Raw genomic sequence first — 26,393 nt, 5'->3', positions numbered from 1 at the left:
GCCGCCGGACGAAGGGGGACCGCGTGGTCTATCGAGTGCAGGGAGTGGTGGTGCGCGAGAAGAACGCGCCGGCCACCACCGAGACGGTGATCGTGCCCGATCCGGGGCCGGGCGAGGTGGTGGTCGACGTGCTCAGCTGCGGCGTCTGCCACACCGACTACCACTACCAGCAGGGCGGCATCGGCGACGAGTTCCCGTACCTGCTCGGCCACGAGTCGACCGCGCGCGTCGCCGCGATCGGCGAGGGCGTCACCGAGGTCGCGGTGGGCGACCGGGTGATCCTGAACTGGCGCGCCGTCTGCGGCCAGTGCCGCGCCTGCGCCAAGGGGCAGCCGCAGTACTGCTTCGCCACCCACAATGCGAAGCAGAAGATGACGCTCGAAGACGGCACCGAGCTGTCGGCGGCGCTCGGCATCGGCTCCTTCGCCGAGAAGACCCTCGTCGCCGCCGGCCAGTGCACGAAGATCGACGAGGAGTCGGACGCGGCCGCCGTCGGCCTGCTCGGCTGCGGCATCATGGCCGGCATCGGCGCGGCGATCAACACCGGCGAGGTGCGCCGCGGCGAGTCGGTCGCGGTGATCGGCTGCGGCGGCGTCGGAACCGCCGCGATCGCCGGCGCCCAGCTCGCCGGCGCGACCACCATCATCGCCGTCGACATCGACGACGCGAAGCTCGAGCAGGCGAAGCGCTTCGGCGCCACTCGCACCGTCAACTCGCGCGACGAAGACCCGGTCGAAGCGATCCGCGCCCTCACCGGCGGCTTCGGCGCCGACGTCGTGATCGACGCCGTGGGCCGGCCCGAGACCTACCAGCAGGCGTTCTACGCCCGCGACCTCGCGGGGCGCGTGGTGCTCGTCGGCGTGCCCACCCCCGACATGAGGCTCGAACTGCCCCTGCTCGACGTCTTCGGTCGCGGCGGCTCGCTGAAATCGTCGTGGTACGGCGACTGCCTGCCCAGCCGCGACTTCCAGATGCTCATCGACCAGTACAAGCTGGGCCGCCTCGACCTCGAGGGCTTCGTCACCGAGCGCATCGGCCTCGGCGACGTCGAGGCCGCGTTCGCGAAGATGAGCGGCGGCAACGTGCTGCGATCGGTGGTGGTGCTCTGATGGTCGCCCGCATCGAGAACCTGGTCACCAGCGGCACCTTCTCGCTCGACGGCGGCACCTGGGATGTCGACAACAACGTGTGGATCGTGGGCGACGACGCCGAGGTGATCGTGATCGACCCCGCACACGACGCCGACGCGGTCGCCGCCGCCGTCGGGGAGCGCGAGGTGCGCGCGATCCTGCTCACCCACGGGCACGACGATCACGTCCGGGCCGCGCGCGAGACCGCCGAGAAGCTCGGCGCGCCGCTGCACCTGCACCCCGACGACCGTGTGCTGTGGGACGCCGTCCACGACGAGGCCCCCGACGCCGAGATCGCCGACGGCGACGTGTTCGAGGTCGCCGGCGTGCGCCTCGCGGCCCTGCACACACCGGGGCACTCTCCGGGGTCTACGTGCTTCTCGGCTCCCGCGCTCGGCGCCGTGTTCACCGGCGACACCCTGTTCAACGGCGGCCCCGGCGCGACCGGCCGCTCCTACAGCGACTTCCCCACGATCATCGAGTCGATTCGGGATCGGCTGTTCACGCTGCCCCCCCCGAGACGGTCGTGCACACGGGCCACGGCGACACCACGGTCATCGGCGAGGAGGCGCCGCACCTCGACGAGTGGATCGCGAGGGGGCATTGAGCCGAACCGTCGAGCGCTTCGACCGAGTGATCGTCGGCGGCGGGGCCATGGGCCTCGCCGCCGCGTGGCAGCTCGCGCAGCGCGGTATCCGAGTGCTGCTGCTCGAACGCTTCGAGCCCGGCCACTCGCGCGGCGCCTCCCACGGCGCCACGCGCAACATGAACAACGCCTACGCCGACGATCACTTCCTCGACCTCTACGACGAGTCGCTGCGGCTCTTCCGCGTGCTCGAGCGGGCGTCGGGGCACGATCTGCTCACTCTCGACGGGCTCGTCACGCACGGCGCCGAGCACCGCGTGACGGCCGCGTACGAGGCCCTGCGAGCCCGGGGCGCTGCCGCCGAGATGGTGAGCGCCGCCGCCGCTCGGGATCGGTGGCCCGGCCTGCGCTTCGAGACCGACGCGCTCGTGAACCGTGAGGCCGGGCGCGTCGACGCCGCCGCCGCGCTGCGGGTGCTCGCCGACCTCGCGCGCGGCGACGGCGCCGAACTGCGCTACGGGCACCGGGTCGTCGGCATCGAGCCAGGCGAGGATCGGGTCCTCGTGACCGCCGAGGGCCCGCAGGGCCTCGTGCGCGTCGAGGCCGAGGGCGCGGTCGTGGCGGCCGGCGCGTGGAGCGCGCCGCTGCTCGACGGGCTCGTGCGGCTGCCGCCGCTCACCGTCACCGAGGAGCACCCCGCCCACTTCGCGATCCGCCCCGGCTACGAGTCGGCCGCCTGGCCGTCGTTCAACCACTTCCCGCGCGAGCTCGACGAGCGCGGCGCCAGCCGGGGCACCGTCTACGGCATGCTCACCCCGGGCGAGGGCGTGAAGGTGGGCCTGCACCTCACCGGCGAGGCGGGCGACCCCGACGCGCGGGCGTTCCGCGCGACCGACGAACTGCGCCGCAGGCTGCGCGAGCACGTCGCCGAGTGGTTCCCCGGCCTCGATCCCGACTCGGCCGTCGAGATCAGCTGCACCTACACCTCGACCGAGAGCGAGCGCTTCGTGCTCGACCAGTGCGGGCCGCTCACGATCGCCGCGGGCTTCTCGGGGGCAGGGATTCAAGTTCGTGCCCGCGATCGGGCGGGTGCTCGCCGACGCCGCGCTCGGCGAGCGGACGCCGCCCGAGGCGTTCAGGCTCGCCGCGCACGCGTAGGCGCGCGCGTGCTCGCGCGCCACTCGCGCTCCGGGCCTGCGTGTGCTTGCCCCTGAGGCTGCCTGCCCAGAGCGTGCCTGGCCAGAGCGTGCCTGCCCCTGAGTCTGCTCGCTCCCTGGGTTTTGCCGGCCCCCTGAACTCTTCGAAGGGCAGAAGACCCGTCGAGTGGTCGAAAAGGTGCGCGGATCGGGGGGAGCGCAGCAGTTTCTGCCCACTCGCGGGGAAGTAAGGAGGGGACAGGGGCTCCCATCGGCAGGCTCGGGAACGACACGAAACGAACGACACGCACGGCCCGGGGGCACCTGCGCACGGGGCCGGAAACGCGGGCGGCCCCGGCGACCGATGGTCGCCGGGGCCGCGCGTCTCGCCGAGAGGCCTACTTCTGCGCGAAGCGGAAGAGCTTCTTGTTGGCGAACTCGAGCATGCCGACCTTGCCGAGCTCGCGGCCGTAGCCCGACTTCTTCACGCCGCCGAAGGGCACGTCCGCGCCCTCGAGGCCGGCGCCGCCGATGAAGACCATGCCCACGTCGAGCTGGTCGCCCACGCGCTCGGCGCGCTCGAGGTCATCGCAGATGACCACGGAGCCGAGGCCGTAGGGCGACGAGTTGGCGAGCTCGATCGCCTCTTCGTCGCTCGACACCTTGTAGAGCTGCGCGACGGGGCCGAAGAGCTCCTGGCTGTACACGTCCATCGAAGGCGTGATGCCGGAGAGGACGGTGGGGGTGAAGAGATTGCCCTCGGGCTCGTTGTCGCCCACGAGCACCTCGGCGCCCTGATCGATCGCGCCCTGCACCTGACCCGAGAGGGTCTTGGTGGCCTGAGCCGACGACAGCGGGCCGAAGTCGTCGCCGTAGCTCTGGCCGCCGATCGCGGCGACGAACTTCTCCTTGAACTCGTCGAAGTACTTGTCGAGCACGACGATGCGCTTCGAGCCGTTGCAGGCCTGGCCGGTGTTCTCCATGCGGCCGCCCACGGCGTGCTCGACCGCGTGGTCGAGGTCGTCGGTGTCGAGCACGAGGAAGACGTCGGAGCCACCCAGCTCGAGCACGCACTTCTTGAGCGCGCGGCCCGCCTGTTCGGCGACGATCGCGCCGGCGCGCTCGGAACCGGTGAGCGAGACGCCCTGGATGCGGTCGTCGGCGATGATGTCGGCGATCTGGTCATGGGTGGCGAACACGTTGACGTAGGCGCCCTCGGGGAAGCCGGCGTCGCGGAAGAGCTTCTCGAGCGCGAGAGCCGACTCGGGGCACTGCGCGGCGTGCTTGAGGATGATGGTGTTGCCCAGGATCAGGTTGGGCACCGCGAAGCGGGCGACCTGGTAGTAGGGGTAGTTCCAGGGCATGATGCCGAGGATCACGCCGAGGCCCTGGAAGCGGAAGAAGGTCTTCAGGCCGTCCTCGACCTGCAGCTCCTCATCGGCCAGCCACTGCTCGGCGTTGTCGGCGAACGCCGCGGTGATCGCGCCCGAGAACTCGGCCTCGCCGACCGACTGGTCGAGCGGCTTGCCCATCTCACGGTTGATGATCGCGCCCAGCTCGTCCTTGCGCTCCTCGAACAGCTCGGCGGCACGCTTCGCCAGGGCGGCGCGCTCGGCGACCGTGGTCTTGCGAGCCCACTCCTTGTAGGCCTGCTGAGCCGAAGCCAGGCCGGCCTCGATCTCCTCGGCCGTCGCGTCGGGGTACTCGGCGACGGTCTCGCCCGTGGCCGGATTGATTACGGCGAAGGTGCCCATAGATGACTCACTCCTTAGTGACTTCGTCGGGTGTCGGACAGTGCCAAGTCTGGCACACCTCGGTGCACAGCACTAGCGCGGACGCCCCCGTCTTCGCGTAGCCCAAGTCAGCTTCGGGTGTCGATCTCGATAGTGTATGGAGCTGAAAACTGCGGAATCCGCGGCAGAGCGGGCCGATGGCCGCGGCGTGTCGGATCCGCCCGGCCATTTCCCAGATCCGAGCCGATGCAGCAGAATGACCCCATGGAGAAGCACACGCTGGGCAACGCCACCGACACCGGGCACATTCACGTCGGCAAGGGCCTCAACCAGGGCGCGCTCGGCGTCGTGGGATCGACGGTGATCGGGCTCGCCTCGACCGCTCCGCTCTACTCGCTCGCGGCGACGCTCGGCTACGTGATCCTCGCGGTCGGCGCTCAGGCGCCGCTCGTCTTCATCATCGCCTGCGTGCCGATGATCTTCGCCGCCTTCGCCTACCAGGAGCTCAACCGCGAGATGCCCGACTGCGGCACCACCTTCGTGTGGGGCACCAAGGGCTTCGGGCCCGTCGTCGGCTGGATCGGCGGCTGGGCGGTCGCGGTCTCGGCGATCATGGTGCTCGCCAACGTGGGGGAGATCACGGGCAAGTACTTCTGGCTGCTGCTCGGCAACGAGGAGTTCGCCGACAACCGGGTGATCGTGGTCGCCACCTCGGTCGTGTTCATGGCGATCATGACGTTCGTGAGCACGATCGGCGTGCAGATCGGCGAGAAGCTGCAGATGGTGCTCATGACCATCCAGATCGTCGCGATGGTGCTCTTCGGCGTGCTCGCCCTCTGGCACTCGCTCGACGGCGGCAACCCCGACTCGATCGCGTTCGACTGGCAGTGGTTCAACCCCGCCGAGCTCACCTCGTGGTCGGGCTTCATCGAGGCCGTGCTGCTGGCACTCTTCATCTACTGGGGCTGGGACACCTGCCTCGCCCTCAACGAGGAGACCAAGAACCCCCGCAAGACGCCCGGTCGCGCGGCGCTGTCGAGCATCGTGGTGCTCATCGTGCTCTACGTGGGCATCTCGGTCGTGGTGATGATGTTCGCCGGCTTCGGCGACACGGGGTACGGCCTCACGAACCCCGAGAGCCTCGACGACGTGTTCTCGGTGCTGGGCGGCGCGCTCTTCGGGCCGTGGGGCTGGTTCCTGATCCTCGGCGTGATGCTGTCGGCGGCGTCGTCGACGCAGACGACGATCCTGCCGACCGCGCGCGGCACCCTCTCGATGGCGGTCTACCGCGCGCTGCCCGCGAAGTTCGCCGAGCTGCACCCCAAGTTCAAGACGCCGTGGTTCTCGACGACGCTCATGGGCGCGGCGGCGATCATCTACTACGTGGGCATGTCGATCCTGTCCGAGGACATGCTCGCCGACTCGCTCACGTCGATGGGTCTCGCCGTCGCGCTCTACTACGCGATCACCTCGTTCGCCTGCGTCTGGTACTTCCGCGGCACGCTGCGCGACAGCGCCCGCAACCTGTGGATGCGCGGCATCCTGCCCGCGCTCGGCGGTCTCATGCTCGGCTACGCGTTCGTGCAGTCGGCGATCGACATGTGGAGCACGGAGTACAGCGAGACCGTGCTGCTCGGCGTGGGCGGCGCCTTCGTGATCGGGGTCGGCGCGATCCTGCTCGGCTTCGTGCTCATGGGCATCTGGTGGCTGCGCCCGGGATCCAAGCCGTTCTTCCGGGGCGAGAGCCTGAACCGCGACACCCCGGTGCTCGTTCCCGACGAGTGAGCGGGGCCGTGGCTCGGAGGCTCGGAGGCTCGGAGGCTCGGAGGGGCGCGGGCCATGGGGCCGGGGCCCGGGTACGGGATCCCCGAGGAGGGATTTCCGGAGACCGGGTCACGAAGGCCGTGCCGCGACGCCTCGGGCGCCCGATCGTCTCCGGGGCGCGGCATCCGCGCCGAATCGTAACTCGCTCTTCACTGGGGCGTGACGGGGCGTAACGCCCCCGTCACGCGCCCGCGCTGCAATGGACGGCATGGGAACCCCGGTCACGGTAGCGGTCAGGCGGCAGACGATGCCGGCCCGCAGCGGCGACGCGGTCGCGTGGGTCGAGGAGGGCCTGCGGCTCGCCCGCGGCTTCGACGGCTGCCTGGGCGGCGGGGTGCTGCGCGACAGCGGCGACGAGAACGTGCTGCACGCGATCTACCGCTTCGCCGATGAGGCGGCGCTCGGCGACTGGGAGCGCTCGGAGCAGCGCCGGCGCTGGCTCGAAGCGGGTTCCCCCCTCGTCCTCGATGCCCGGGTGCAGCGTCGCACCGGCATCGAGGGCTGGTTCGACGGGCCGCAGCTGCGGCGCAGCGTCGACGTGCGAACGGGTGACGCGCGCACCGTGGTGGTGCGCTCGGCGCCGCAGCGCTGGAAGCAGGCGATGGCCATCTGGGTGGGCATGTACCCGGTGAACGTCGCGTCGTCGTGGGTGATCTCGACGCTGCCGTGGTGGGGCGACGCGCCCGTGCTGCTGCGCTCGGCACTCGTCGTGACGGTGCTCGCCCCGCTCATGACCTTCGTGATGATGCCCGCCGTGACGCGGGTGCTGCGACCCTGGCTGCGCCGCAACCCGGGCGCGATCCGCACGGAGCGCTCGCTGCTCGAGGCGCTCGACTCGCGGGCCGCCGCGCCGCGGCCTCCCGGGACGGCGCGGGGCTGAGCGCACCCCCGGGGCTGAGCGCGCCCGGGGACCGAGCGGGATACCGCCGCGGGGCGCCGGTATCCTGACTCCATGCGGGCGTCACGGCGACGCCCGTCTCGGAGCGAGTGCGGGAGCGGACGATGACGGTGGAGCGTTTCGACACGATCGTGGTGGGCGCGGGTGTGGCCGGGCTCACCGCCGCGCGGCTGCTGGCGGGGGCGGGGCAGCGGGTCGCGGTGCTCGAGGCGCGGGATCGGATCGGCGGTCGCGTGCACACGGAGCGCGATGGCGGGCGGGTAACGGATCTCGGGGCGTCGTGGATCCACGGCGTCTCGAACAGCCCGCTGTTCGAGGCGGTCGCCGCGTGGGGGATGCCCACGGTCGAGTTCACGGTCGGCAGCTATCAGGCGGGCGGGCGGCCAATCGCCTACTACGGCCCCGACGGCGCGCGTCTCGACGAGGCGGCTGCGCAACGGTTCGTCACGGACGCTGCGCTCGTCGACGAGCGCCTCGGCGAGGTGATCGCGGCGGCGGCGCCGGCCACGAGCTACGCGGAGGCCGCCGAGACCGCGGTCGCCGAGGTGGCGGACGAGCGCGGCTGGAGTGCGGAGCGCGCCGCGCGGGTGGTGGAGTACCTGTTCCACCGCTCTGAGGAGCAGTACGGGGCCGACGCGCGCCTGCTCGACGCGCACGGCCTCGACGACGACGCGATCGAGGGCGACGAGGTGGTGTTCCCCGAGGGGTACGACCGGCTCGCGACGCACCTCGCCGAGGGGCTCGACGTGCGATTGGAGCACGCCGTCTCGCGGGTGGTGCGACGCGGCGGCGACGCAGCGGGAGCTCGCGTCGAGGTCGTGACGGGCCGCGGAGCCTTCGCCGCCGACCGGGCCGTGATCACCGCGCCCGTGGGGGTGCTGCGCTCGGGTGGGATCGTGTTCGATCCGCCGTTGCCGGAACCGGTCGCCGACGCGCTCTCGTGCCTCGAGATGAACGCGTTCGAGAAGGTCTTCCTGCGCTTCCCCGAGCGCTTCTGGGACGAGGGGGTCTACGCGATCCGACGGCAGGGCGCGGCGGCCGAGTGGTGGCACTCCTGGTACGACCTCACGGACCTGCACGGCGAGCCCACGCTGCTCACCTTCGCGGCGGGGGAGTGCGCGAAGCAGATCCGGGACTGGTCCGACGATCGGGTGGCGGCCTCGGTCATGGCGGCGCTGCGGGGCATCTACGGCGAAGGGATCCCGGATCCCGTGCACGTGCACGTCACGCACTGGCAGCACGACCGCTGGGCGGGGGGAGCGTACGCCTACATGACGGTCGGCTCGCGGCCCGAGGATCACGATCTCATCGCGACGCCGATCGACGGCGTGCTGCACCTCGCGGGCGAGGCGACGTGGGCCGAGGATCCCGCGACCGTGACCGCTGCGCTGGCCTCGGGGCACCGGGCGGCCGAGCGGATCCTCGGCCGTGAGCTGCCCTACGGCTCGCTCGTCGGCGCGGGCGGGTACTGAGCCGGCGGCTGCTGGGCGGCCGGGGAGTGACCGGCCGGATACTGAGCCGGCTGGTGCTGCGCGGCGTCGGGCGCGGCGGGCCGCTGCGCGGTCGGCTGGTCGGGGCCCTGGGCGTGCTGGGGCTGCTGCGGGGCGGCGTCCGCGCTGCGCGCCCGCCGGCGCCTCGCCGTGCGCACGATGAGCACGATCCCGAGTGCGACGATCGCGGCGACGAGCAGCCAGGGCAGCAGGATGCCGGCGAGCACCAGCGCGCCCGAGCCCGCGGCGCCGAGCGATCCGAAGCCGGCGAGCAGGCCCTCCCAGAAGTTGGCGGGGCCGCCGCCGGGCAGCGCCGAGCGCGTCTGCAGAGAGACGTGGATGGTCGCCTCGTCGACCTGCCCCTCGAGCGATTTCAGCTGGGCGCGCAGCCCGTCGAGCTCCTGCTGGCGCTGCGACAGCGCGGCCTCGGCCTCGAGCAGCTCGCTCGTGGTCGCGGCGCCGGCCATGAGCTCGGTGAGCCGGTCCACCGACTCCTCGAGGGCTGCGACTCGGGCCTGCAGGTCGACGTGCTCGGTCGTCACGTCGAACTCGGAGCGGCTCTGCGAGAGCACCTCGCCCACCTCCGAGAGCGCCTCGAACGCCTCGTCGACGCGGTCCTCGGGCACACGGATCGTGACATCGGCCGCGGCGGCGGCACCGGGGCCGACGTCGCCGACCTCGCCGCCCGCCCGTCGCACCGTCGACGACTCGACGCCGCCGTCGAGGCGCTCCGCGACCTCGGCGATCTCGTCGGCCGCTGCACGGGGGTCGGCCACCTCGAGTGAGACGTCGCCCGTGCGGATGACCGAGCGGTCGGCGCGGCTGCCCGAGGTGCTGCCGGTCGCGGGAGCGGCCGAGTCCTCGGCCACGACGCCGCGGTCCAGCTCGGTGAAGGGGGTGGGCATCTCGTGCGAGGTCGAGGGGAGCCCGGCCCCGGACTGCGCGGAGCAGGCGGCCAGCGGCGCGACGAGCACGGCGGCGAGGACGATCGGGAGTGCGATGCGGCGCTTCATGACCACACCCTACGATGCGCGGGGCTCGCGCGGGTGGCACGGCGCCTGCGGCTTGCCTGTGCGTGGCGAGATCGTTATCCGCGAGAGGTGGCGCCCTAGGCGAGCGGGATCGTGACCGTGCCGGTCTCGGGCGGCACCTCGATCGTGCGGCCCTTGAGATCCGGGATCCAGCGCATCGTCGAGGCGGCGCACAGCGCCGCGGCCGCGAGCATCGCGGCGGCGACGAGGATGGCGCCGCGCGCGCCGAACGCGTCGATCGCGACGCCCGCGAACGCCGATCCGGCGGCCACACCCATGAGCTGCCCCATGCCCACCCAGCCGTAGGCCTCTGCCGTCTCGGAGAACTTCACGGTCGAGGCGACGATGTTCGAGAGCGCCGCGAACGCGGGGGCGGTGCCGAGGCCGCCGATGAACAGCACGATGCTGAGCCACCAGATGTTGAGGCTCACCACGCAGGCGAGCATGCCGGCGAGCACGAGCGTGATGCGCAGCAGCAGCGACCAGGGGCGCATCTCGCGGTGGCCGATGAGCAGGCCGCCCACGAGGGATCCGCCCGCGAACAGGGCGAGCACGATGCCCGATTCCATGCTGCCGTGCCCGCCGGATCCGCCGTGCCCGTCACCCGCGAAGGCGGCGACCACCCCGGCCTCGACCGCCGCCATCGAAGCGACGAAGAAGAAGCCGACCACGGTGGCGATGACCACCGTCGGGTAGCGCAGCACGGCGCCGAAACCGCGCCTCGACGGCGGCAGCTTGACCGCGCCCACGGCCGGGCTCAGGATGAACCAGGCACCCCCGACCAGCATGAAACCGGCCGCCACGCAGAGCCCCGCCGTGGTGCCGAACTGCGACGACACGAAGACGGCGACCACCGGGCCGAACACCCAGATCAGCTCCTGGGCGGCGGCGTCGAGCGAGAAGAGGGCCGACAGCTGCGTGTTCGGCACGAGCTTCGGGTACAGGGTGCGCACCGCCGGTGTGACGGGCGGGGTGGTGAGGCCGATGAGGACGGCGATCCCGGCGACGATCGGGAGCGGCAGATGCACGAGCGCGATGGTCACGAGCAGTGCGGCGCACACGATCGAGGTGAGGGTGAGCACCCGGCGCATGCCGAAGCGGCCCATGAAGCGGCTGCTCAGCGGGCCCGAGACCGCCTGCCCGACGCTCTGCGCGGCCAGCACGATGCCGGCCGAGGTGAAATCGCCGTAGGCCAGCTGGATGTGCAGCAGCAGGATGATCGAGAGCATCCCGAAGGGGAATCGGGCGAGCAGCTGCGAGACGAGTACGCGGACGACCCCCGGTTGCTGCGCCAGTGACCCATAAATGCCCATCAGATCAGTATACGACCGGGATCGCGCGTGTACAGCGCGAACGGCTACGGAATCGTGGGTGAACAGGCGCTGACGCTGCGGATACTGCGCGGAGGGCGCCCGGGCGGGAAGCCCGGGCGCCCTCGCGCTCAGGCTCCCGGGCTGCTCGTCGAGTAGACCGTGCCGCCCGAGCTCTGAGCCCGGCGGCCGCCGCGACGGCGCCCGCGCGGCGCCTCCGACCCGCCCTGCGAGCGCTGCTGCGACTGGGGCTGCTGGGCGCGCTGCTGCGAACCGCCGCGGCGCTGGCCCTGCGACTGCGCCGCGCGATCCTGGCCGCCCTGGCGGCCGCCGGCCGACTGCTGCGATCCCTGCTGGCCCGATCCGGCGCCCTGGGCGGGGCCGCGACCGCGGCCGCCGCGCGAGCGCTTGCGCTTCGCGTTGGCGCCGGTGCTGCGGCCCTCTCCCGCCGGGGCGTGACCGGCGGCGCGCTGCTGCGCCGTCTGCGCGGCGGCGCGCTTCTGCTCGGTGACGCGCGGATCCACCCGCGGTGCCACCTCGCCGATGAGCGAGAGCACCTCGGGGTCGATGCTCTGCGCCATCGGGTTCACCTGCTTCGGCGAGACGCGGATCTTCGCGGCGCGCATGATCTGCTTCATCTCGCCCCGCTGCTCGGGCAGCACGAGGGTGACGACGTCGCCCTCGTTGCCGGCGCGGGCGGTGCGGCCGGAGCGGTGCAGGTACGCCTTGTGCTCGACGGGCGGATCGATGTGCACGACCAGGTCGACGCCGTCGACGTGCACGCCGCGGGCGGCGACGTCGGTCGCGACCAGCACCCTCGCCTCGCCGCTCACGAACTCGGCGAGGTTTCGGTCGCGCGCGTTCTGCGACAGGTTGCCCTGCAGCTCGACGGCGGGGATGCCCGCCGCGGTGAGCTGCTTCGCGAGCTTCTTCGCCTGGTGCTTCATGCGGGTGAAGAAGATGCGGCGCGCGGTGCCCGAGGCGAGCGCCTCGATGAGGGCGTCCTTCTGCGCCTTGCCCGCCACCTCGAAGACGTGGTGGGTGAGCTGCGGCACGGGGCTCTCGGCGCTGTCGACGGAGTGCAGGATCGGGTCGTGCAGGTACTTCTTCACGACGTTGTCGACCCCGTTGTCGAGGGTCGCGCTGAAGAGCAGTCGCTGGCCGACCTTCGGCGTCTTGTTGAGGATGCGCGAGACGACGGGCAGGAAGCCCATGTCGGCCATGTGGTCGGCCTCGTCGAGCACCGTGATCTCGACGCCGTCGAGGCTCACGAGGCCCTGCTTCATGAGGTCGTCGAGGCGGCCGGGGGCGGCCACGACGATGTCGACGCCGGCCTCGAGCGCGGCCTCCTGGCGGCGCTGCGGGATGCCTCCGAAGATGGTGGTCACCTTGACGCCCACCGGGTCGGCGAGCATCTTCACGGTCTCGGCGATCTGGGTGACGAGCTCGCGGGTCGGTGCGAGCACGACGGCGCGGGGCCGGCTGGGGCGGCGCTTCTGCTGCACGTCCTCCATGAGGTTCGCGACGAGCGGGATGCCGAAGGCGATGGTCTTGCCTGAGCCGGTGCGGCCGCGGCCGAGCACGTCGCGGCCGGCGAGCGTGTCGGGCAGGGTGTCGCGCTGGATCGGGAAGGGAGAGGTCTTGCCGTTCTTGTCGAGCGCGTGCGCGATGGGCGCGGGAACGCCGAGCGATTCGAACGTGGGGGAGTTGGTGTCGGTCACGTGGACCTTTCTGTGCGGTGCAGCGCGCGGCGAGGCGGCGGGCCGGCATCATGGGATGCGGGCGGGCCCGGGCCGTGCGTCGCTGCGGTATCGGCGAGTGCGCGGGATCGCGCATCCGTTCGCCGCGGAGAGTCGCGGTGCCTGGAGCACCGGTGCGGATCCGCCGGTCTTGCGGGGATCACGCTTGAAAATCAGCGACGATGGGGCCGGCGTGACCGGCCCGTGCGTCCCAGCCTAGCGGGTTCCGCGCCGAAACGGGTGATCGATCTCGACGGGAGAAACACGATCGTTCTGCCTCGCAGCAGAAGAAACGCCGATCTGCACGCGCGAGGTTCGATGAGAACGCGCCGCGACGCGCCCCCCTCTGGCATGATCGGCGCATGGGACGCATCACGATCCGGGATTTCCACGACGACGACCTCGACGCGGTCGTGCAGCTCTGGTGGGAGGCGCGCTCCTCGGCCGAGCAGCCCGTCTACTCGCTCGCCGAGGTGACCGCCTCGTGCCGGGAGGACCACGCCGTGGTCGCGGTGCGCGACGAGAAGGTGGTCGCCGCCGCGGTCGGCCGGGCGGCGCACGCGCAGGGGTGGATCGTGTTCTTCGGGGTCGCCGAGGCATCGCGCTCGGGCAACGTCTCGGGCGCGCTGCTCGACGCTCTCGAACGCAAGATGGCCCCGATCGGCCTCTCGACGCTGTCGGTGCTCATGCCCGAGGGCAGCCGCCTCGACCTGCTCACCTCCAACGGCTTCCAGGTGCGGCACAGCCTGCGCTACCTCGAGCGGCAGATGCCCGTGCAGCGGCGCGAGCTCGACCTGCTGAAAGACGTGGGCGGCCGCGTGCTGCCACGCCACCTCTGGGAGAACGTGGCGGGCATGCGCCGCGAGAAGCAGCTGCTCGAGGAGCGCCTCGTGGCGCCGCTCGCGCAACCCGACCTCGCCGACCGCTACGGGGTCGTACCACCCCACGCCGTCATGCTGTTCGGCCCGCCCGGCACCGGGAAGACGACGTTCGCGAAGGCGGTCGCGTCGCGGCTCGACTGGCCGTTCGTCGAGGTGTTCCCGTCGCGGCTCGGCGACGGCAAGACGAGCGTGGCCGCATCGCTGCGGGGCGTCTTCGAGCAGATCGGCGAGCTCGAGCACGGCGTCGTGTTCATCGACGAGGTCGAGGAGATCGCCTCCCAGCGCAGCGACCCGCCCACGCCCACGCAGGGTGTGACCAACGAGCTGCTGAAGATCGTGGCCGACTTCAGGGCGCGCGAGGGGCTGCTGCTCGTGTGCGCCACGAACTTCGTGCGGGGGCTCGACGCCGCCTTCCTGCGCCACGGGCGCTTCGACTACGTGCTGCCGATCGGCCTGCCGGACGACGAGGCGCGCGAGGCGATCTGGCGGCGGTACGTGCCCGCCCACCTCGCCGGCGCCATCGACTTCGGCAGCCTCGTCTCCGAGAGCGCCGGCCTCACCCCCGCCGACATCGAGTACGCGGCCAGGCGGGCCTCCCAGGAGGCCCTCGCCCGGGCGCTGCGGGCGGGCGACACGGGATCCGGATCCCGCACCGACCTCGCGACCGACGACTACCTGGCGGCGCTCGCCGTCACGCGCGCGACGGTCTCCGAGGCGCAGCTGACGACCTTCCTTGAAGACATCGAGACGCTCGCGCGGCTCTAGGCTGGCGGGCGCACCGCCCGCTCCCTGCGCCGCCGACTCGGCGGCCCGCGGCCGCGCGCCGCGCGCCGCCCCGGGCGCGCAACCGAATCAGTGGTGCGCTCCCGGCGAGTCGTCGTGCGCTTCGCGTATCCTGGCCGCTTCGCGCGACCGCCGCGGGCGGCCCGCCGGACCCGCCTCGCGGACTGCGTGAAGATTCGCGGCGTCTTCCACGGATTCCGCGGCCCATCCGTGCGCGCGGTACTCGCCCCGCCGCCCAGGATGGTCATTACACAGACCGAAGGCGAGTGCAAAGGAGCAACGTGACATCGACGACACGCATGATTCACCTTGGTCGGAAGGAACGGCCGAAGCGCGGATCGCTGCTGCTGCTCATCCCCGGAATCGCATCGGTGGTGCTGCTCGGGATCCTTCCGCTCTTCATCGTCGCGCGCAACAGCTTCGCCGTCGCCGATGACTACGGCGGGATCACGGGCGGATTCACGCTCGAGCACTACGCGAAGCTGCTCGACCCCGTCTACTCGAAGACGCTGCTGTTCTCGCTCGGCCTCGGCCTGCTGAACACCGTCGTCTGCATCGTGGTCGGCTACCTCACCTCGTACTACATCGTCTCCCGGCCCGAGGGGCGGCAGGGCATGCTCCTGCTGCTCATCATCATCCCCTTCTGGACCGACTTCCTCGTGCGCACCTTCGCGTGGATCACGATCCTCGGATCAGGAGGCCCCATCGCAGGCCTGCTCGGCATCTTCGGCATCACGGGGTTCTCGATGATCCCGAGCAACGTCGCCGTCGTGCTCGGCCTGCTGTACGCGTTCCTGCCCACCGCGATCTTCCCCATCTACGCGTCCATGCGCTCGATCGACCCCTCCCTCAAAGAGGCCGCGACCGACCTCGGCTGCAGCTGGTGGGGCGTGCACCGACGGGTGATCCTGCCCCTCAGCCGCCCCGGCATCCTCGGCGCCGCGCTGCTCACCTTCATCCCCACCATGGGCGTGTTCGTGATCCCCGTGCTGCTCGGCGGCGGCAAGGACCCGCTCGTCGGCAACCTGATCGTCACGCTCTACACCGAGTTCCGCAACCAGCCGATGGGCGCCGCCGTCTCGATGGTGCTGCTCGTGCTCATGGTGCTCTCGATGGGTCTGATCGGACTCCTCATGAAGCGCACCTCGAACAAGAAGGGGGCGTAGCCCGTGGATCGCATCGTGAACGGCATCGCCCGTGGAGTCTTCGTCTTCCTCTACGTGCCCATCGCCGCGGTGATCGTCTACTCGTTCAACGCCGCGGGCACGAGCACCCGCTTCGAGGGCTTCACCCTGCAGTGGTACGCCGACCTGTTCCAGGACGGCGCCCTCATGCAGACCCTGCGCACGAGCGCCATCGTGGCCGTGCTCGCCGCCACCGTCGCGACGATCGTCGGCATCATGTTCGCCCTCGGCATGGCCCGCTACCGCGGTCGAGGCAAGGGCGGGCTGCTGGCCCTCATCGCCCTGCCGCTCATCGTGCCCGAGATCGTGCTCGGCGTCGCGCTGCTGAGCGTCTTCAGCGCGACCAAGGTGCCCCTCGGCATCGCCACCCTCGTGCTCGGCCACCTCATCGTGTCGCTCCCGCTCGCCACGCTGGTGCTCATGAGCTCGGCCGCCATGCTCGACCCCAGCCTGCCGGAGGCCGCGACCGACCTCGGCTGCACCCCCTGGCAGACCTTCACCCGCGTCTACTTCCCGCTGCTCCGGCCCGCCGTGATCGCGGCGTGGCTGCTGAGCTTCACCACCTCGTTCAGCAACATCGTCATGTCGACCTTCCTGAGCGGCGTCGGCTCGACCACCCTCCCGCTGCGGATCTACTCGAGCCTCAAGACCGGTCTCACCCCCAGCATCAACGCACTCGGCGCGCTGCTGATCCTGCTCACGCTCGCGATCGTGCTCGCGGTCGGCGTCACCCAGATGCGGCGCATCCTCGTCGACTCCCGCTCGTAGCGCTCCGAACCAGCTGTACCTCACCCCATCGAAAGGACACCCGTCATGAAGAAGAAGAAGACTCTCGCAGCCGCCGGCATCGTCGCCGCGCTGGCGCTGACCGGATGCAGCGGCGGCGGCTCCGAAGGCGGCTCCCAGCAGCTCAACGTCTACGCCTGGGCCGACGAGATCCCGCAGAGCGTGTTCGACGCCTTCACCGAGGAGACCGGCATCGCGGTCAACGTCGACAGCTTCGACAGCAACGAGACCATGATCTCGAAGCTCGCCGCCGGCAACTCGGGCTACGACATCGTCGAGCCCAGCCAGTACGCCGTGCAGCAGCTCGTGGGCCAGGAACTGATCGAGCCGCTCGACAAGTCGAAGCTCGAGGGCATCGACAACATCGCATCGACCTTCGCCGACCCGAGCTACGACCCCGGCCTCGAGTACTCGGTGCCGTGGGTGTGGGGCACGACCGGACTCATGTACAACGACGAGTGCACGGGCGGCGAGGAGATCACCAGCTGGAAGTCGCTCTTCGACCCCAAGTGGGACGGCAAGCTGAACATGCTCGACAACATGCTCGCCGCCTACATCGCCGGCCTGCAGGTCAACGGATACGGCGCCGACAGCACCGATGAGCAGGAGATCGCCGAGGCGACCGAGTCGCTCATCGAGCAGAAGAAGCTGCTCGCGGGCTACAACTCGACCAACTACGGCGAGCTCGTCGCGAACGGCGACGTCTGCATCTCCGAGGCGTGGGGCGGCACCAGCACCGCGAAGATCGTCGAGGAGAACGAGCACGTGCACTACGTGATCCCCGAGGAGGGCGGCAGCCTCTGGGTCGACGGCCTCGCGATCGCGAAGGGCGCGCCCAACCAGGACGCGGCCTACGAGTTCATCAACTTCCTGCTGCGCCCCGAGATCGCGGCGATGGCCACGAACGACGGCGGCCTCGCGAGCGCCAACCAGGCCGCGCAGGAGCACGTCACCGACCAGGGCCTGCTGTCGAACGCGGCCGTCTACGCCTCCGAGGAGCAGGTGGCCGAGGCCGACTTCATCGTCGACCCCGGCTCGGCCATGAAGTTCTACCAGGACGGCTGGACCCGCGTGAAGGCCTCCTGACCTCCACACGCAGCGACAGCTCCGAGCGAACAGCGATTGGGATCATGAATACGCAGACCACGACCACCACTGCACCGGCCGTCGAGATCGAGGGCCTCTCGAAGAGCTTCGGGGAGCACCTCGCCATGCACCCGCTCGACCTCGAGATCCGCGAGAACGAGTTCTTCTCGATCCTCGGCCCCTCCGGGTGCGGCAAGACCACGCTCATGCGCATGATCACCGGATTCGAGACGCCGAGCGGCGGCCGGGTGCGGCTGGGCGGGGCCGACGTGACGGACGTGCCGACGCGCAACCACGATCTCAACATGCTGTTCCAGAGCTACGCGCTCTTCCCGCACCTCACCGTGTTCGACAACGTGGTCTTCGAGCTCAGGGTGCGCCGCGTGCCCAAGGCCGAGGCCGACCGCCGGGCACGGGAGGCGCTGGAGCTCGTGAAGCTCGCCCACCTCGGGGACCGGAAGCCGGACCAGCTCTCGGGCGGTCAGCGGCAGCGCGTGGCCCTCGCGCGCGCCGTGGTCTCCGGCCCCAAGGTGGTGCTGCTCGACGAGCCGCTCGGCGCGCTCGACCAGCAGCTCCGCAAGGAGATGCAGTACGAGCTGAAGCGCATGCAGCGCGAGGTCGGCATCACGTTCATCTACGTGACGCACGACCAGGAGGAGGCGCTCACGATGTCGGATCGGATCGCCGTGATGTCCGAGGGCGTCGTGCAGCAGGTCGCGGGGCCGGAAGACATCTACAACCGGCCCGAGACCCGCTTCGTGGCGGGCTTCATCGGCAGCTGCAACCTGCTCGACGTGACCGTGCCGGCCGGCGCGGCCGGCCAGGAGGTGGGGGCGGTGCTCGAGGGCGTCGGCGTGCTGCCCGGTGTGCTCGCCGAGGACGTGCACCGCGAACAGGCGGCGACGCTGCTGCTGCTGCGGCCCGAGCGCATCGACGTGCGCCGCGGCGGCGACGGCGTGCCCGGCACCGTCGAGACGCTCACCTTCCTGGGCGAGGAGTGGCACGTGCATCTCGCGGTCAGCGGCCGCACCATCAAGGTGTCGCTGCCGAGCCTCGTGAAGGAGCGCGACCTGCCCGGGCTCGCGGTCGGCGAGGAGCTGCGCATCGGGTGGCGGCCCGAGGACGCCCGGATCGTGATCCGCTGATCCGCCGACCCCGGATCCCCGATCCCGGATCCCCGGTCCCGCTCGGTGAGCGGCGGCCCGGATCCGCCGCCCGCGCACCCGCCCGCCTGCGCGCCCCGTACAACCCCGCACCACCCGACCCCGTACCACCCGACCCCGCAGCAGAGAGAGGCCATCATGAGAGTCGCCGTCGCCCAGACGTCGCCCGGCATCGATGCCGACGTCAACTTCGCCACCATCCGCCGCTACACCGCAGAGGCGGCGTCCCGCGGCGCCCGCCTCGTCGTCTTCCCGGAGGAGGCGGCCCTGCTCGCCGACGACGAGATCAAGCCCCGCTTCCCCGAGATCCTGCGCGACGTGTGGCCGCGCTTCGAGAAGCTGCTGGCCGAGCTCGCCCGCGAGCACGGTGTGACGATCATCGCCGCCGGCTACGAGCCGAACGACGCCGCGCTGCCGTACAACACGATCCTCGCCTTCGACCCCGAGGGCCGCGAGATCGCCCGCTACCACAAGATGCACACCTACGACGCCTTCGCCTACCGGGAGTCGGCGTACGTCACGCGCGGATCCGAGCTGCCCCCGATCATCGAGGTCGAGGGGCTCCGCGTCGGCATCGCGAACTGCTACGACGTGCGCTTCCCCGAGCTGTTTCGCAGCATGGCCGACCGTGGCGTCGACGTCATCTCGCTGTCGGCCGCCTGGGTGTCCGGCAAGGGCAAGGAGGAGCACTGGGAGGTGCTCACCAAGGCCCGCGCCATCGAGAACGTCAGCTGGTTCCTCGCCTCCGGCACGGTCGGCCCCGACTCCGTCGGGCTCAGCCGCGTGATCGACCCCCTCGGCGTGGTCGTCGCGACGGCCGACGCGCACGACGAGGGACTCGTCATCGCCGACATCGACGACGGGCGCACCCGCGGCGCCCGCGAGATGCTGCCCGCCCTCGAGAACCGCCGCATCGAACTCGACTACAGCGTCCAGTAGTCGCACGACCCGAAAGGAACACCGATGTTCTTCCACACCGGAAGCACCCCGAACGGCCTCCCCGACGAACTGCGGGCCAAGCTCGAGCGCCTGAGCTTCCCCACGCTCGGGCACTACCTCGAGGAGGGGTTCGTCGACCCCGATGTGCGTCGCATCGTCGCCGCGGGCGGCCGAGTGGTCGGCACGGCGTTCACCGTGCGCACCACCGCCACCGACTCGACCGCCCTGCACCACGCGGCCGGCATGATCGAGCCCGGCCAGGTGCTCGTGCTCGACACCGGCGGCGACCGCCGGCACGCCCCCCCCCTCGGCGAGGTCGTCGCGGCGCAGCTCGTGGCCCGCGGCGCCGCGGGCGCCGTCGTCGACGGCGTCGTGACCGACGTCGACGAGATCGAGCGGCTCGGCCTCACCGTGCACGCGCGCGGCACGAGCATGCTCACCACGAAGCTGCACGGGATCGACGCCGGCGGCGTCAACGTGCCCGTCACCTGCGGCGGCGCGGTGGTGCGCCCCGGCGACGCCGTGCTCGCCGACGCGAACGGCGTGCTCGCGGTGCCGGTCGACGTGCTCGAGCGGATCGTCGACATCGCACTGCAGGACGACGCCGAGGAGCCCGAGCTCGTCGCCGAGCTGCGGGCGGGCGCTCCGCTCGGCAGCCTCACCGGCGCGAGCGAGACCGTCGACGCGCTGCTCGCGAGCGACACGCCGCAGTAGCGGCGCCTCAGACTCTCCGCTCGGCGGGGGACCGGCCGAGCAGGCCGGTGCTCCGCCGTGCCCGAATACCCCTGGAAAGGATCGAACATGCTGCTGAAAGCCGCCATCAACGGTGGTCGCCCGACCGAGGAGCACTCCGCCGTGCCCCGCACCACGGAACAGATCGTCGCTGCGAGCCTCGCCGCGATCGACGCAGGCGCCGACGTCGTGCACGCGCACGTGATCACCGACGACGGGGAGCAGACCATCCGCCCCGACGCCGTGGGCGCGTGGGTGCGCGCGATGCGCGCCGCCGATCCCTCGGTCGTCATCGGCACGACCACGGGCCTCTGGACGGTCTCCTCGCACGAGGAGCGCATGGCGCAGGTCGCCGCCTGGCCCGCCGATGCGCTGCCCGACTTCGCGTCGGTCGCGTTCTGCGAGGAGGGCGCCGCGGAGGCGGCCGAGCTGGTGCTCGAGCGCGGCATGATCCTGGAGTCGGCCGTCTGGTCGATGGACGACGTGCCCGCCCTGCTGGCATCGCCCACGCTGCACCGCAACGTGCGCGTGCTCATCGAACCCGAGACCGAGGATCCGAGGCTCGCCGTCGCGCAGTGCCGCGAGATCGCGGCCGTGCTGCGCGAGGCCGGCGTCACGGCGCCCATCCTCTACCACGGGTACGACGAGACCGTGTGGCCCGTCGTCGAGGCCGCGATCGAGGACGGCTGCGAGACGCGGATCGGCTTCGAGGACGGCGTGACCCTGCCGGACGGATCCGCCCTGCGCGACAACGCCGACCTCGTGCGCGCGGTGCGCGAGCTGGAGCGGCGCTGACCGCACGGCGCGCGGCCTCCCGATCGCGGGGCGGCCCGGGCAACCGGGTCGCACCGCGATCGCTTCCCGCCCGGGGCACGGCTGTCGAGGCGCTTCCGCCCCGGGGGCGTCGGCCTCGGCGGCGCCCGCTTCGCGCGGGCTCCGCCTCGGGACGGGGCGCGGCTCGCCGTCGCGCCCCCGAGCCGACCCGGGGGACCGCTACCCTGGAGTGCAGCGGTGAGAGGGGCGGGACGCATGCTGGATGACCTGGACCGACGGCTCGTCGAGATGCTCGCGCGCGACGGGCGGCGCAGTTTCGCCTCCCTCGCCGACGAGCTCGGGGTCTCCCAGTCGACCGTGCGCACGCGGCTCTCGAAGCTGCGCGAGGACGACGTGCTGCAGATCGTCGCGCTGTGCAACGCCCTGCTGCTCGGCCACCAGGTCGTGCGCCTCCTGCTGCGCGTTCGCAACCTCACCCCGCGCTCCGTCGCGAACGGGCTGCTCGGGATCAGCCAGATCAACCACGTCGCACTCGTCGCGGGTTCGCACGACCTCTACCTCGAGGCGACCTGCCGAGACCAGCCCCAGCTCATCGACCTGCTCGACGAGATCCGCCGGCACCCGGGCGTAGCGTCGATCCAGCCGATCATCGTGACGTCGCTCGCCAAGGACTACACGTGGGAGGGGCTGCGCGGCACGGCCGGGCAGAGCATCAGCGACCCGGACGGCTGAGCATCACCGGCCGGGGCGGCTGAGCATCACCGGCCGGGGCGGCTGAGCAGCCGGCCCGCGCGATTCGCGGGGAGCGGTTCGCGAAACCCCTGCCACAGGTACGTGTCCTTCATCACCTCGAGCACCGTGAGCGTCTCGAGATCCGAGATGCCGCGGATGCGGCGCAGATCCTGCAGCACGATGCGCCCGAGCTCCTGCGCGTCCTGGGCGACCACGTCGAGGATGATGTCGTAGTAGCCGAGCGCGCACGCGACGTACTTGACGTTGGGGTGATCCGCGATCTCCTCGGCGACCCGCGCGACGGGCACCTCGGTGACGCGGATGCCGATGTGCGCCGCGATGCCGCCGATCTTCGTCTCGTCGTACATGCCCGCGACGTAGATGATGCCGAGCGAGACGAGCCGGTTGTAGCGCTGCCGCACGGTGGGCTCGGAGAAGCCGATGCGGCGGCCGATCTCGGAGAACGAGAGACGGCCGTCGACCCGCAGCTCGTCGATGATGTCGCGGTCGACGTCGTCGAGCAGGGTGTCTTCTTCTTGCTGCTTCGCCGCGTTCACGGAGTCAGTCTAGCGCCGCCCGGTCGGGCGACGGGCGAGCGTCGTCTCCGCGTGAAGCGCCGGGCGCCGCGCCGCTCGCCCACGAATGTCAGTGGAGGCCGATAGCGTCGTAGGCATCGGAAGGAGCGCCCATGTTCTTGCAGGATCGGGCCGATGGTCTCGGGCAGCGCGTCGTGACGAGCGCGAGCGACCTGACCGCGGCGAGCACGTGCGAGTTCGCGTTCCTGCGACGCGTCGACGCCAAGCTCGGGCGCGATGTCGAGGTGCCGCCCGCCGACGATCCGATGCTGGCCCGGGCGGCGCGACTCGGCGACGCCCACGAGGAGCGCATGCTCGACGGCTATCGCGACCGTCTGGGCGGCGGGGTCGTCGGCGCGCCGGGCGGAGTGGTCGAGATCCCCCGCCCGGAGTCGATGAGCGAGACCGCGCTGCGCCGGGTCGCCGAGCAGACGCGCGAGGCGCTGCTCGGGCGGGCAGAGGTGGTGTTCCAGGCCACCTTCTTCGAGCCGACGACCGCCGTCGGGGAGGGGGCGCAGGGCGACCGGTGCGGCCGAGACGGGGCCCCCGACGACCCCGAGATCGGCTTCGTCGGCTTCGCGGACTTCCTGCGCCTCGAGCCCGACGGCTCCTACGAGGTGCAGGACACGAAGCTCGCGCGGCGGGCGAAGGCGACCGCGCTCATGCAGCTCGCGGCCTACGCCGAGCAGCTCGAGCGCATCGGCGTGCCGGTCGCTCCCGAGGCCGTGCTGATCCTCGGAGACGGCGCCCGCTCGCGGCACCGCATCGCCGACATCGCCCCGGTGTTCCGCGCGCGCCGGCAGCGGCTGCACCGTCTGCTGCGGGAGCGCGTCACCGCAGAGGGCCCCGACGGGCGCCGGGAGAGCGCGCCCCCGATCTCGTGGGCCGACGACGGGATCGCGGCGTGCGGCCGCTGCGAGGTCTGCGAGCCCGAAGCGGTGCGCGCGCGCGATCCGCTGCTCATCGCGGGGATCCGGCGGGCGCAGCGCGACGCGCTGCTCTCGGCCGGGTGCCGCACGATCGAGCAGGTAGCGGCGCTGCTCCCGGCTCCCGGCGCCCCGGCCGTCGCCGTCGAGGGGCTGCCGAGCGCCGTGCTCGAGCGGCTCGCGTCGCAGGCCGCCCTGCAGATCGAGGCGAGCGCCGCCGCCGCGCCCCCCTACCGCGTCATCGACCCCGCCGCGCTCGCCGCGCTGCCGCAGCCCGACCCGGGAGACCTCTTCTTCGACTTCGAGGGCGACCCCATGTATCGCGAGCCGGGGCCGCACGAGACGGCCCGGTGGGGGCTCGACTACCTCTTCGGCATGGTCGACGCCGACGAGCGTTTCACACCGCTCTGGGCTTACGACCTCGAAGCCGAGAAGCGCGCCCTGCTCGATTTCCTCGAACTCGTCGCAGAGCGGCGGGCTCGGTATCCGCGCATGCACATCTACCACTACGCGCCCTACGAGCGGACCCATCTGCTCAGCATCGCCGCGAGGCACGGCGTGGGCGAGGCGCAGGTCGATCAGCTGCTGCGCGAGCACGTGCTCGTCGACCTCTACCCGATCGTGCGTCGAGCTCTGCGGGTCGGCTCGCGCTCCTACTCGATCAAGAAGCTCGAACCGCTCTACATGGGCGACGAACTGCGCGATGAGGGCGGGGTGACGAGCGGGGCCCAGTCCGTCACCGAGTACGCCGAGGCGAGTGCGCAGCTCGCCGCGGCCGACGAGAGCGAGCGGGCCGAGGGGAGGCGGCGCCTCGAGGCCATCGCCGACTACAACCGATACGACTGCGTCTCCACGCTGCGGCTGCGCGACTGGCTGCTCGGGCTCTCCGCCGATCGGGGCGTCGCGCCCTTGCCATCCGGCGAGGCGGTCGAAGACACCGGGCCCGCGATCGAGCTCAGCCCCGTCGCACGAGCGCTGACGATGCACGCCGACTCGGCCGCGCCGCGGGACCGCGCCGCCGCGGCGCTCGCCGCCAGCGCGATCGACTACCACCAGCGCGAGCAGAAGTCGTTCTGGTGGGCGCACTTCGCGAGGCTCCTCGACCCCGTCGAAGACTGGGCCGACGCACGAGACGTCATGATCGTCGACGAAGCGCTCAGCGTGGTCGACTCCGACTGGTTCATGCCGCAGCGCGCGCGGGTGCCGCGGCGTCGCCTGCGGCTGCGGGGCGCGGTCGCGCCCGGCAGCACGCCGAAGGAGGGCGGCGAGGCCTACGCGCTCTACGAGCATCCTGCGCCCTTCCCGCAGCGGGGCGCCGCGCCCGGAGCCCGAGGCGTGCGCCGGGTGCGAATCGTCGAGCGACTCGACGACGGCGCCGTGATCGAGGAGCCGCTCGGAGACGCCGAGCCCTACACGGGGCTGCCGATCGCCCTCGTGCCCGGGCCGCCGCCTCCGGCGGGCGCGCAGAAGGGCGCCATCGAGCAGTGGGGCGCCCGGCTCGCCGAAGCGCTCGACGCGGGCGGGTTTCCGCCCGACCCGGTCGTCGACCTCATCCGCAGGGTGCCGCCCAGACTCGCGGGCGACGGCGCGCTCACGCGGCCCGAGCGCATCGAGGGGGCCGACGGCGACGCCGACACCATCGGCGCGGTCGTGCGCAGCCTGCTGCGTCTCGACCGCAGCTACCTCGCGGTGCAGGGGCCGCCCGGCACCGGCAAGACCTACCTCGCCGCGCGAGTGATCCGACGGCTCGTCGAGCAGCACGGCTGGCGCATCGGCGTGGTCGCCCAGTCGCACCGCGTGGTCGAGAACGTGCTCGAGGGCGCCGTCGCGGCGGGGCTCCCCGCTGGGCAGGTCGGCAAGGTGCCCCAGGGCGGCGCGCTCGGCGAGGGCGAGTCCGCCCCCGCTTACACGGTGCTGCCCCGCAACGGCCACGCGCGCTTCGTCGCGGGGCACCGCGACCTCGGGCGGGGGTGCGTCATCGGCGGCACGGCCTGGGACTTCAGCAACCCCGCCAGATTCGACCGCAAATCGCTCGATCTGCTCGTGATCGACGAGGCCGGCCAGTTCTCGCTCGCCCCCACCATCGCCGCCTCGGTCGCCGCCGAGCGCCTGCTGCTGCTCGGAGACCCCCAGCAGCTGCCGCAGGTGTCGCAGGGCGACCACCCCGAGCCGGTCGACACCTCGGCGCTCGGGTGGCTGCTCGGCGACTTCGAGACCGTACCCGACGAGCTCGGATACTTCCTCTCGCAGACGAGACGCATGCGGCCCGAACTCGCCGACGTCGTCTCCGAACTCGCCTACGAGGGGCGGCTGCACGCCCACCCGAGCGCCGCGCGGCGCGAGGTGCGCGGGGCCGGGCCCGCGGGCCTCGTCTGGCACGCCGTCGGGCACAGCGGCAACTCCACCAGCTCGCCCGAGGAGGCCGCGGAGGTGGTGCGGATCGTGCGCGAGTCGCTCGCCGGGTCCATCGCCCAGTCCGCGCAGCCGGGCGAGGGCGAGGGCGGCGGCGTAGGCGGCGCGGCCCGGATGAGCGATCGGCTCGGCGCTCCCAGACGGCTCACCGAGCATGACCTCATCGTCGTCGCCGCCTACAACGCGCAGGTCGAGTGCGTCGCCGAGGCGCTCGCGCAGGCCGGCTTCGGCCGCGTGCGCGTCGGCACCGTCGACAGGTTCCAGGGGCAGGAGGCCGCGATCGCCGTCGTCACACTCGCGGCCTCGAGCCCCGAAGACGTGCCTCGCGGCCTCGAGTTCCTGCTCATGCGCAACCGGCTCAACGTCGCCATCAGCCGCGCCCAGTGGGCGGCGCACCTCGTCTCCTCCGATCGCCTCGGCGACGGGCTGCCCGGTACGGCCGAGGGTCTCGCGGCGCTCTCGGGGTACCTGCGGCTCATCGAGCGGGCGATTCCGTCGCCGTCCCGCGAAGCCGCCCCGCGGCCCGACGAGGCGCGCTAGTTT

At 71.8% G+C, this 26,393-nt stretch carries 20 protein-coding genes and 1 pseudogene; 16 read left to right on the top strand and 5 right to left on the bottom strand.

Features of this window, described 5'->3' with window-relative positions; translation table 11 throughout:
- The first annotated feature begins 23 nt into the window (after nucleotides 1-23).
- The 3 genes and pseudogenes from Leucomu_RS09955 (at nucleotide 24) to Leucomu_RS09945 (ending at nucleotide 2,930) form a co-directional block, all read left to right on the top strand.
- Entirely contained in the window at nucleotides 24-1,109 is a 1,086-nt protein-coding gene (locus tag Leucomu_RS09955) for an S-(hydroxymethyl)mycothiol dehydrogenase (protein ID WP_128387123.1), read from the top strand.
- Nucleotides 1,109-1,737 (top strand): annotated as a pseudogene (locus tag Leucomu_RS09950) (MBL fold metallo-hydrolase). The gene Leucomu_RS09955 and the pseudogene Leucomu_RS09950 overlap by 1 nt, the downstream one beginning before the upstream one ends.
- Nucleotides 1,734-2,930, top strand: coding sequence for an FAD-dependent oxidoreductase (locus Leucomu_RS09945; RefSeq protein ID WP_228407060.1), 1,197 nt, complete (start codon nucleotides 1,734-1,736; stop codon nucleotides 2,928-2,930). The pseudogene Leucomu_RS09950 and the gene Leucomu_RS09945 overlap by 4 nt, the downstream one beginning before the upstream one ends.
- Before the next feature lie 320 nt (nucleotides 2,931-3,250).
- On the opposite strand, the gene Leucomu_RS09940 is transcribed toward Leucomu_RS09945, so the two are convergent.
- Nucleotides 3,251-4,606 (bottom strand): NAD-dependent succinate-semialdehyde dehydrogenase, encoded by a 1,356-nt coding sequence (locus Leucomu_RS09940; RefSeq protein WP_017883256.1) that lies wholly within the window; start codon nucleotides 4,604-4,606, stop codon nucleotides 3,251-3,253.
- Between the two features lie 243 nt (nucleotides 4,607-4,849).
- On the opposite strand from Leucomu_RS09940, the gene Leucomu_RS09935 reads away from it, so the two are divergent.
- From Leucomu_RS09935 to Leucomu_RS09925, 3 genes are all read left to right on the top strand, one after another.
- Nucleotides 4,850-6,370 carry an APC family permease gene (locus Leucomu_RS09935; RefSeq protein WP_017883255.1) on the top strand — a complete coding sequence of 507 codons (1,521 nt, stop codon included), beginning with the start codon at nucleotides 4,850-4,852 and terminating at the stop codon, nucleotides 6,368-6,370.
- A gap of 247 nt (nucleotides 6,371-6,617) precedes the next feature.
- Nucleotides 6,618-7,289 (top strand): antibiotic biosynthesis monooxygenase, encoded by a 672-nt coding sequence (locus Leucomu_RS09930; RefSeq protein ID WP_164884535.1) that lies wholly within the window; start codon nucleotides 6,618-6,620, stop codon nucleotides 7,287-7,289.
- A gap of 122 nt (nucleotides 7,290-7,411) precedes the next feature.
- The gene (locus Leucomu_RS09925; protein WP_128387121.1) at nucleotides 7,412-8,779 is read left to right on the top strand and encodes a flavin monoamine oxidase family protein; all 1,368 of its coding nucleotides are present in this window, start codon (nucleotides 7,412-7,414) and stop codon (nucleotides 8,777-8,779) included.
- Here Leucomu_RS09925 and Leucomu_RS09920 read toward each other — a convergent pair.
- The 3 genes from Leucomu_RS09920 to Leucomu_RS09910 form a co-directional block, all read right to left on the bottom strand.
- On the bottom strand, nucleotides 8,746-9,810 hold the full coding sequence (locus Leucomu_RS09920; RefSeq protein ID WP_128387120.1) for a DUF4349 domain-containing protein: 1,065 nt from the start codon (nucleotides 9,808-9,810) through the stop codon (nucleotides 8,746-8,748). The genes Leucomu_RS09925 and Leucomu_RS09920 overlap by 34 nt on opposite strands.
- A gap of 95 nt (nucleotides 9,811-9,905) precedes the next feature.
- Nucleotides 9,906-11,141 (bottom strand): MFS transporter, encoded by a 1,236-nt coding sequence (locus Leucomu_RS09915; RefSeq protein WP_128387119.1) that lies wholly within the window; start codon nucleotides 11,139-11,141, stop codon nucleotides 9,906-9,908.
- A 128-nt stretch (nucleotides 11,142-11,269) separates the two neighbouring features.
- On the bottom strand, nucleotides 11,270-12,859 hold the full coding sequence (locus tag Leucomu_RS09910) for a DEAD/DEAH box helicase (protein WP_128387118.1): 1,590 nt from the start codon (nucleotides 12,857-12,859) through the stop codon (nucleotides 11,270-11,272).
- A gap of 380 nt (nucleotides 12,860-13,239) precedes the next feature.
- Here Leucomu_RS09910 and Leucomu_RS09905 point away from each other — a divergent pair, with 380 nt between their 5' ends.
- From Leucomu_RS09905 to Leucomu_RS09865, 9 genes are all read left to right on the top strand, one after another.
- The gene (locus Leucomu_RS09905; protein ID WP_128387117.1) at nucleotides 13,240-14,523 is read left to right on the top strand and encodes an ATP-binding protein; all 1,284 of its coding nucleotides are present in this window, start codon (nucleotides 13,240-13,242) and stop codon (nucleotides 14,521-14,523) included.
- A gap of 317 nt (nucleotides 14,524-14,840) precedes the next feature.
- Nucleotides 14,841-15,707, top strand: coding sequence for an ABC transporter permease (locus tag Leucomu_RS09900; RefSeq protein WP_017883248.1), 867 nt, complete (start codon nucleotides 14,841-14,843; stop codon nucleotides 15,705-15,707).
- A gap of 3 nt (nucleotides 15,708-15,710) precedes the next feature.
- Complete coding sequence (locus Leucomu_RS09895) at nucleotides 15,711-16,493, top strand: ABC transporter permease (protein WP_017883247.1); 783 nt, start codon at nucleotides 15,711-15,713, stop codon at nucleotides 16,491-16,493.
- A 45-nt stretch (nucleotides 16,494-16,538) separates the two neighbouring features.
- Nucleotides 16,539-17,597 carry an ABC transporter substrate-binding protein gene (locus Leucomu_RS09890; RefSeq protein ID WP_128387116.1) on the top strand — a complete coding sequence of 353 codons (1,059 nt, stop codon included), beginning with the start codon at nucleotides 16,539-16,541 and terminating at the stop codon, nucleotides 17,595-17,597.
- A 44-nt stretch (nucleotides 17,598-17,641) separates the two neighbouring features.
- Nucleotides 17,642-18,742 carry an ABC transporter ATP-binding protein gene (locus Leucomu_RS09885; RefSeq protein WP_128387115.1) on the top strand — a complete coding sequence of 367 codons (1,101 nt, stop codon included), beginning with the start codon at nucleotides 17,642-17,644 and terminating at the stop codon, nucleotides 18,740-18,742.
- Between the two features lie 156 nt (nucleotides 18,743-18,898).
- Complete coding sequence (locus Leucomu_RS09880) at nucleotides 18,899-19,699, top strand: carbon-nitrogen hydrolase family protein (RefSeq protein ID WP_017883244.1); 801 nt, start codon at nucleotides 18,899-18,901, stop codon at nucleotides 19,697-19,699.
- A 24-nt stretch (nucleotides 19,700-19,723) separates the two neighbouring features.
- Nucleotides 19,724-20,413, top strand: coding sequence for an RraA family protein (locus tag Leucomu_RS09875; RefSeq protein ID WP_128387114.1), 690 nt, complete (start codon nucleotides 19,724-19,726; stop codon nucleotides 20,411-20,413).
- Nucleotides 20,414-20,500: 87 nt separating this feature from the next.
- Entirely contained in the window at nucleotides 20,501-21,226 is a 726-nt protein-coding gene (locus Leucomu_RS09870; RefSeq protein ID WP_128387113.1) for a 3-keto-5-aminohexanoate cleavage protein, read from the top strand.
- Nucleotides 21,227-21,460: 234 nt separating this feature from the next.
- Complete coding sequence (locus tag Leucomu_RS09865; RefSeq protein WP_017883241.1) at nucleotides 21,461-21,937, top strand: Lrp/AsnC family transcriptional regulator; 477 nt, start codon at nucleotides 21,461-21,463, stop codon at nucleotides 21,935-21,937.
- Nucleotides 21,938-21,963: 26 nt separating this feature from the next.
- Here the strand turns inward: Leucomu_RS09865 and Leucomu_RS09860 are convergent, their stop codons facing one another.
- Complete coding sequence (locus Leucomu_RS09860; RefSeq protein WP_017883240.1) at nucleotides 21,964-22,494, bottom strand: Lrp/AsnC family transcriptional regulator; 531 nt, start codon at nucleotides 22,492-22,494, stop codon at nucleotides 21,964-21,966.
- A gap of 131 nt (nucleotides 22,495-22,625) precedes the next feature.
- Here Leucomu_RS09860 and Leucomu_RS09855 point away from each other — a divergent pair, with 131 nt between their 5' ends.
- Nucleotides 22,626-26,390 carry a TM0106 family RecB-like putative nuclease gene (locus Leucomu_RS09855; protein ID WP_128387112.1) on the top strand — a complete coding sequence of 1,255 codons (3,765 nt, stop codon included), beginning with the start codon at nucleotides 22,626-22,628 and terminating at the stop codon, nucleotides 26,388-26,390.
- The last annotated feature ends 3 nt before the right edge of the window (nucleotides 26,391-26,393 follow it).

The organism is Leucobacter muris, from assembly GCF_004028235.1.
GTDB lineage: Bacteria > Actinomycetota > Actinomycetes > Actinomycetales > Microbacteriaceae > Leucobacter > Leucobacter muris.
This window is presented reverse-complemented; position numbering and strand designations above follow the sequence as displayed.

Coding starts and splice junctions, on each gene's coding strand:
- Leucomu_RS09870 (WP_128387113.1), top strand. CDS start 20,501: ATGCTGCTGAAAGCCGCCATCAACGGTGGTCGCCCGACCGAGGAGCAC.
- Leucomu_RS09920 (WP_128387120.1), bottom strand. CDS start 9,810: ATGAAGCGCCGCATCGCACTCCCGATCGTCCTCGCCGCCGTGCTCGTC.
- Leucomu_RS09940 (WP_017883256.1), bottom strand. CDS start 4,606: ATGGGCACCTTCGCCGTAATCAATCCGGCCACGGGCGAGACCGTCGCC.
- Leucomu_RS09905 (WP_128387117.1), top strand. CDS start 13,240: ATGGGACGCATCACGATCCGGGATTTCCACGACGACGACCTCGACGCG.
- Leucomu_RS09900 (WP_017883248.1), top strand. CDS start 14,841: ATGATTCACCTTGGTCGGAAGGAACGGCCGAAGCGCGGATCGCTGCTG.
- Leucomu_RS09865 (WP_017883241.1), top strand. CDS start 21,461: ATGCTGGATGACCTGGACCGACGGCTCGTCGAGATGCTCGCGCGCGAC.
- Leucomu_RS09880 (WP_017883244.1), top strand. CDS start 18,899: ATGAGAGTCGCCGTCGCCCAGACGTCGCCCGGCATCGATGCCGACGTC.
- Leucomu_RS09875 (WP_128387114.1), top strand. CDS start 19,724: ATGTTCTTCCACACCGGAAGCACCCCGAACGGCCTCCCCGACGAACTG.
- Leucomu_RS09930 (WP_164884535.1), top strand. CDS start 6,618: ATGGGAACCCCGGTCACGGTAGCGGTCAGGCGGCAGACGATGCCGGCC.
- Leucomu_RS09915 (WP_128387119.1), bottom strand. CDS start 11,141: ATGGGCATTTATGGGTCACTGGCGCAGCAACCGGGGGTCGTCCGCGTA.
- Leucomu_RS09885 (WP_128387115.1), top strand. CDS start 17,642: ATGAATACGCAGACCACGACCACCACTGCACCGGCCGTCGAGATCGAG.
- Leucomu_RS09935 (WP_017883255.1), top strand. CDS start 4,850: ATGGAGAAGCACACGCTGGGCAACGCCACCGACACCGGGCACATTCAC.
- Leucomu_RS09890 (WP_128387116.1), top strand. CDS start 16,539: ATGAAGAAGAAGAAGACTCTCGCAGCCGCCGGCATCGTCGCCGCGCTG.
- Leucomu_RS09855 (WP_128387112.1), top strand. CDS start 22,626: ATGTTCTTGCAGGATCGGGCCGATGGTCTCGGGCAGCGCGTCGTGACG.
- Leucomu_RS09925 (WP_128387121.1), top strand. CDS start 7,412: ATGACGGTGGAGCGTTTCGACACGATCGTGGTGGGCGCGGGTGTGGCC.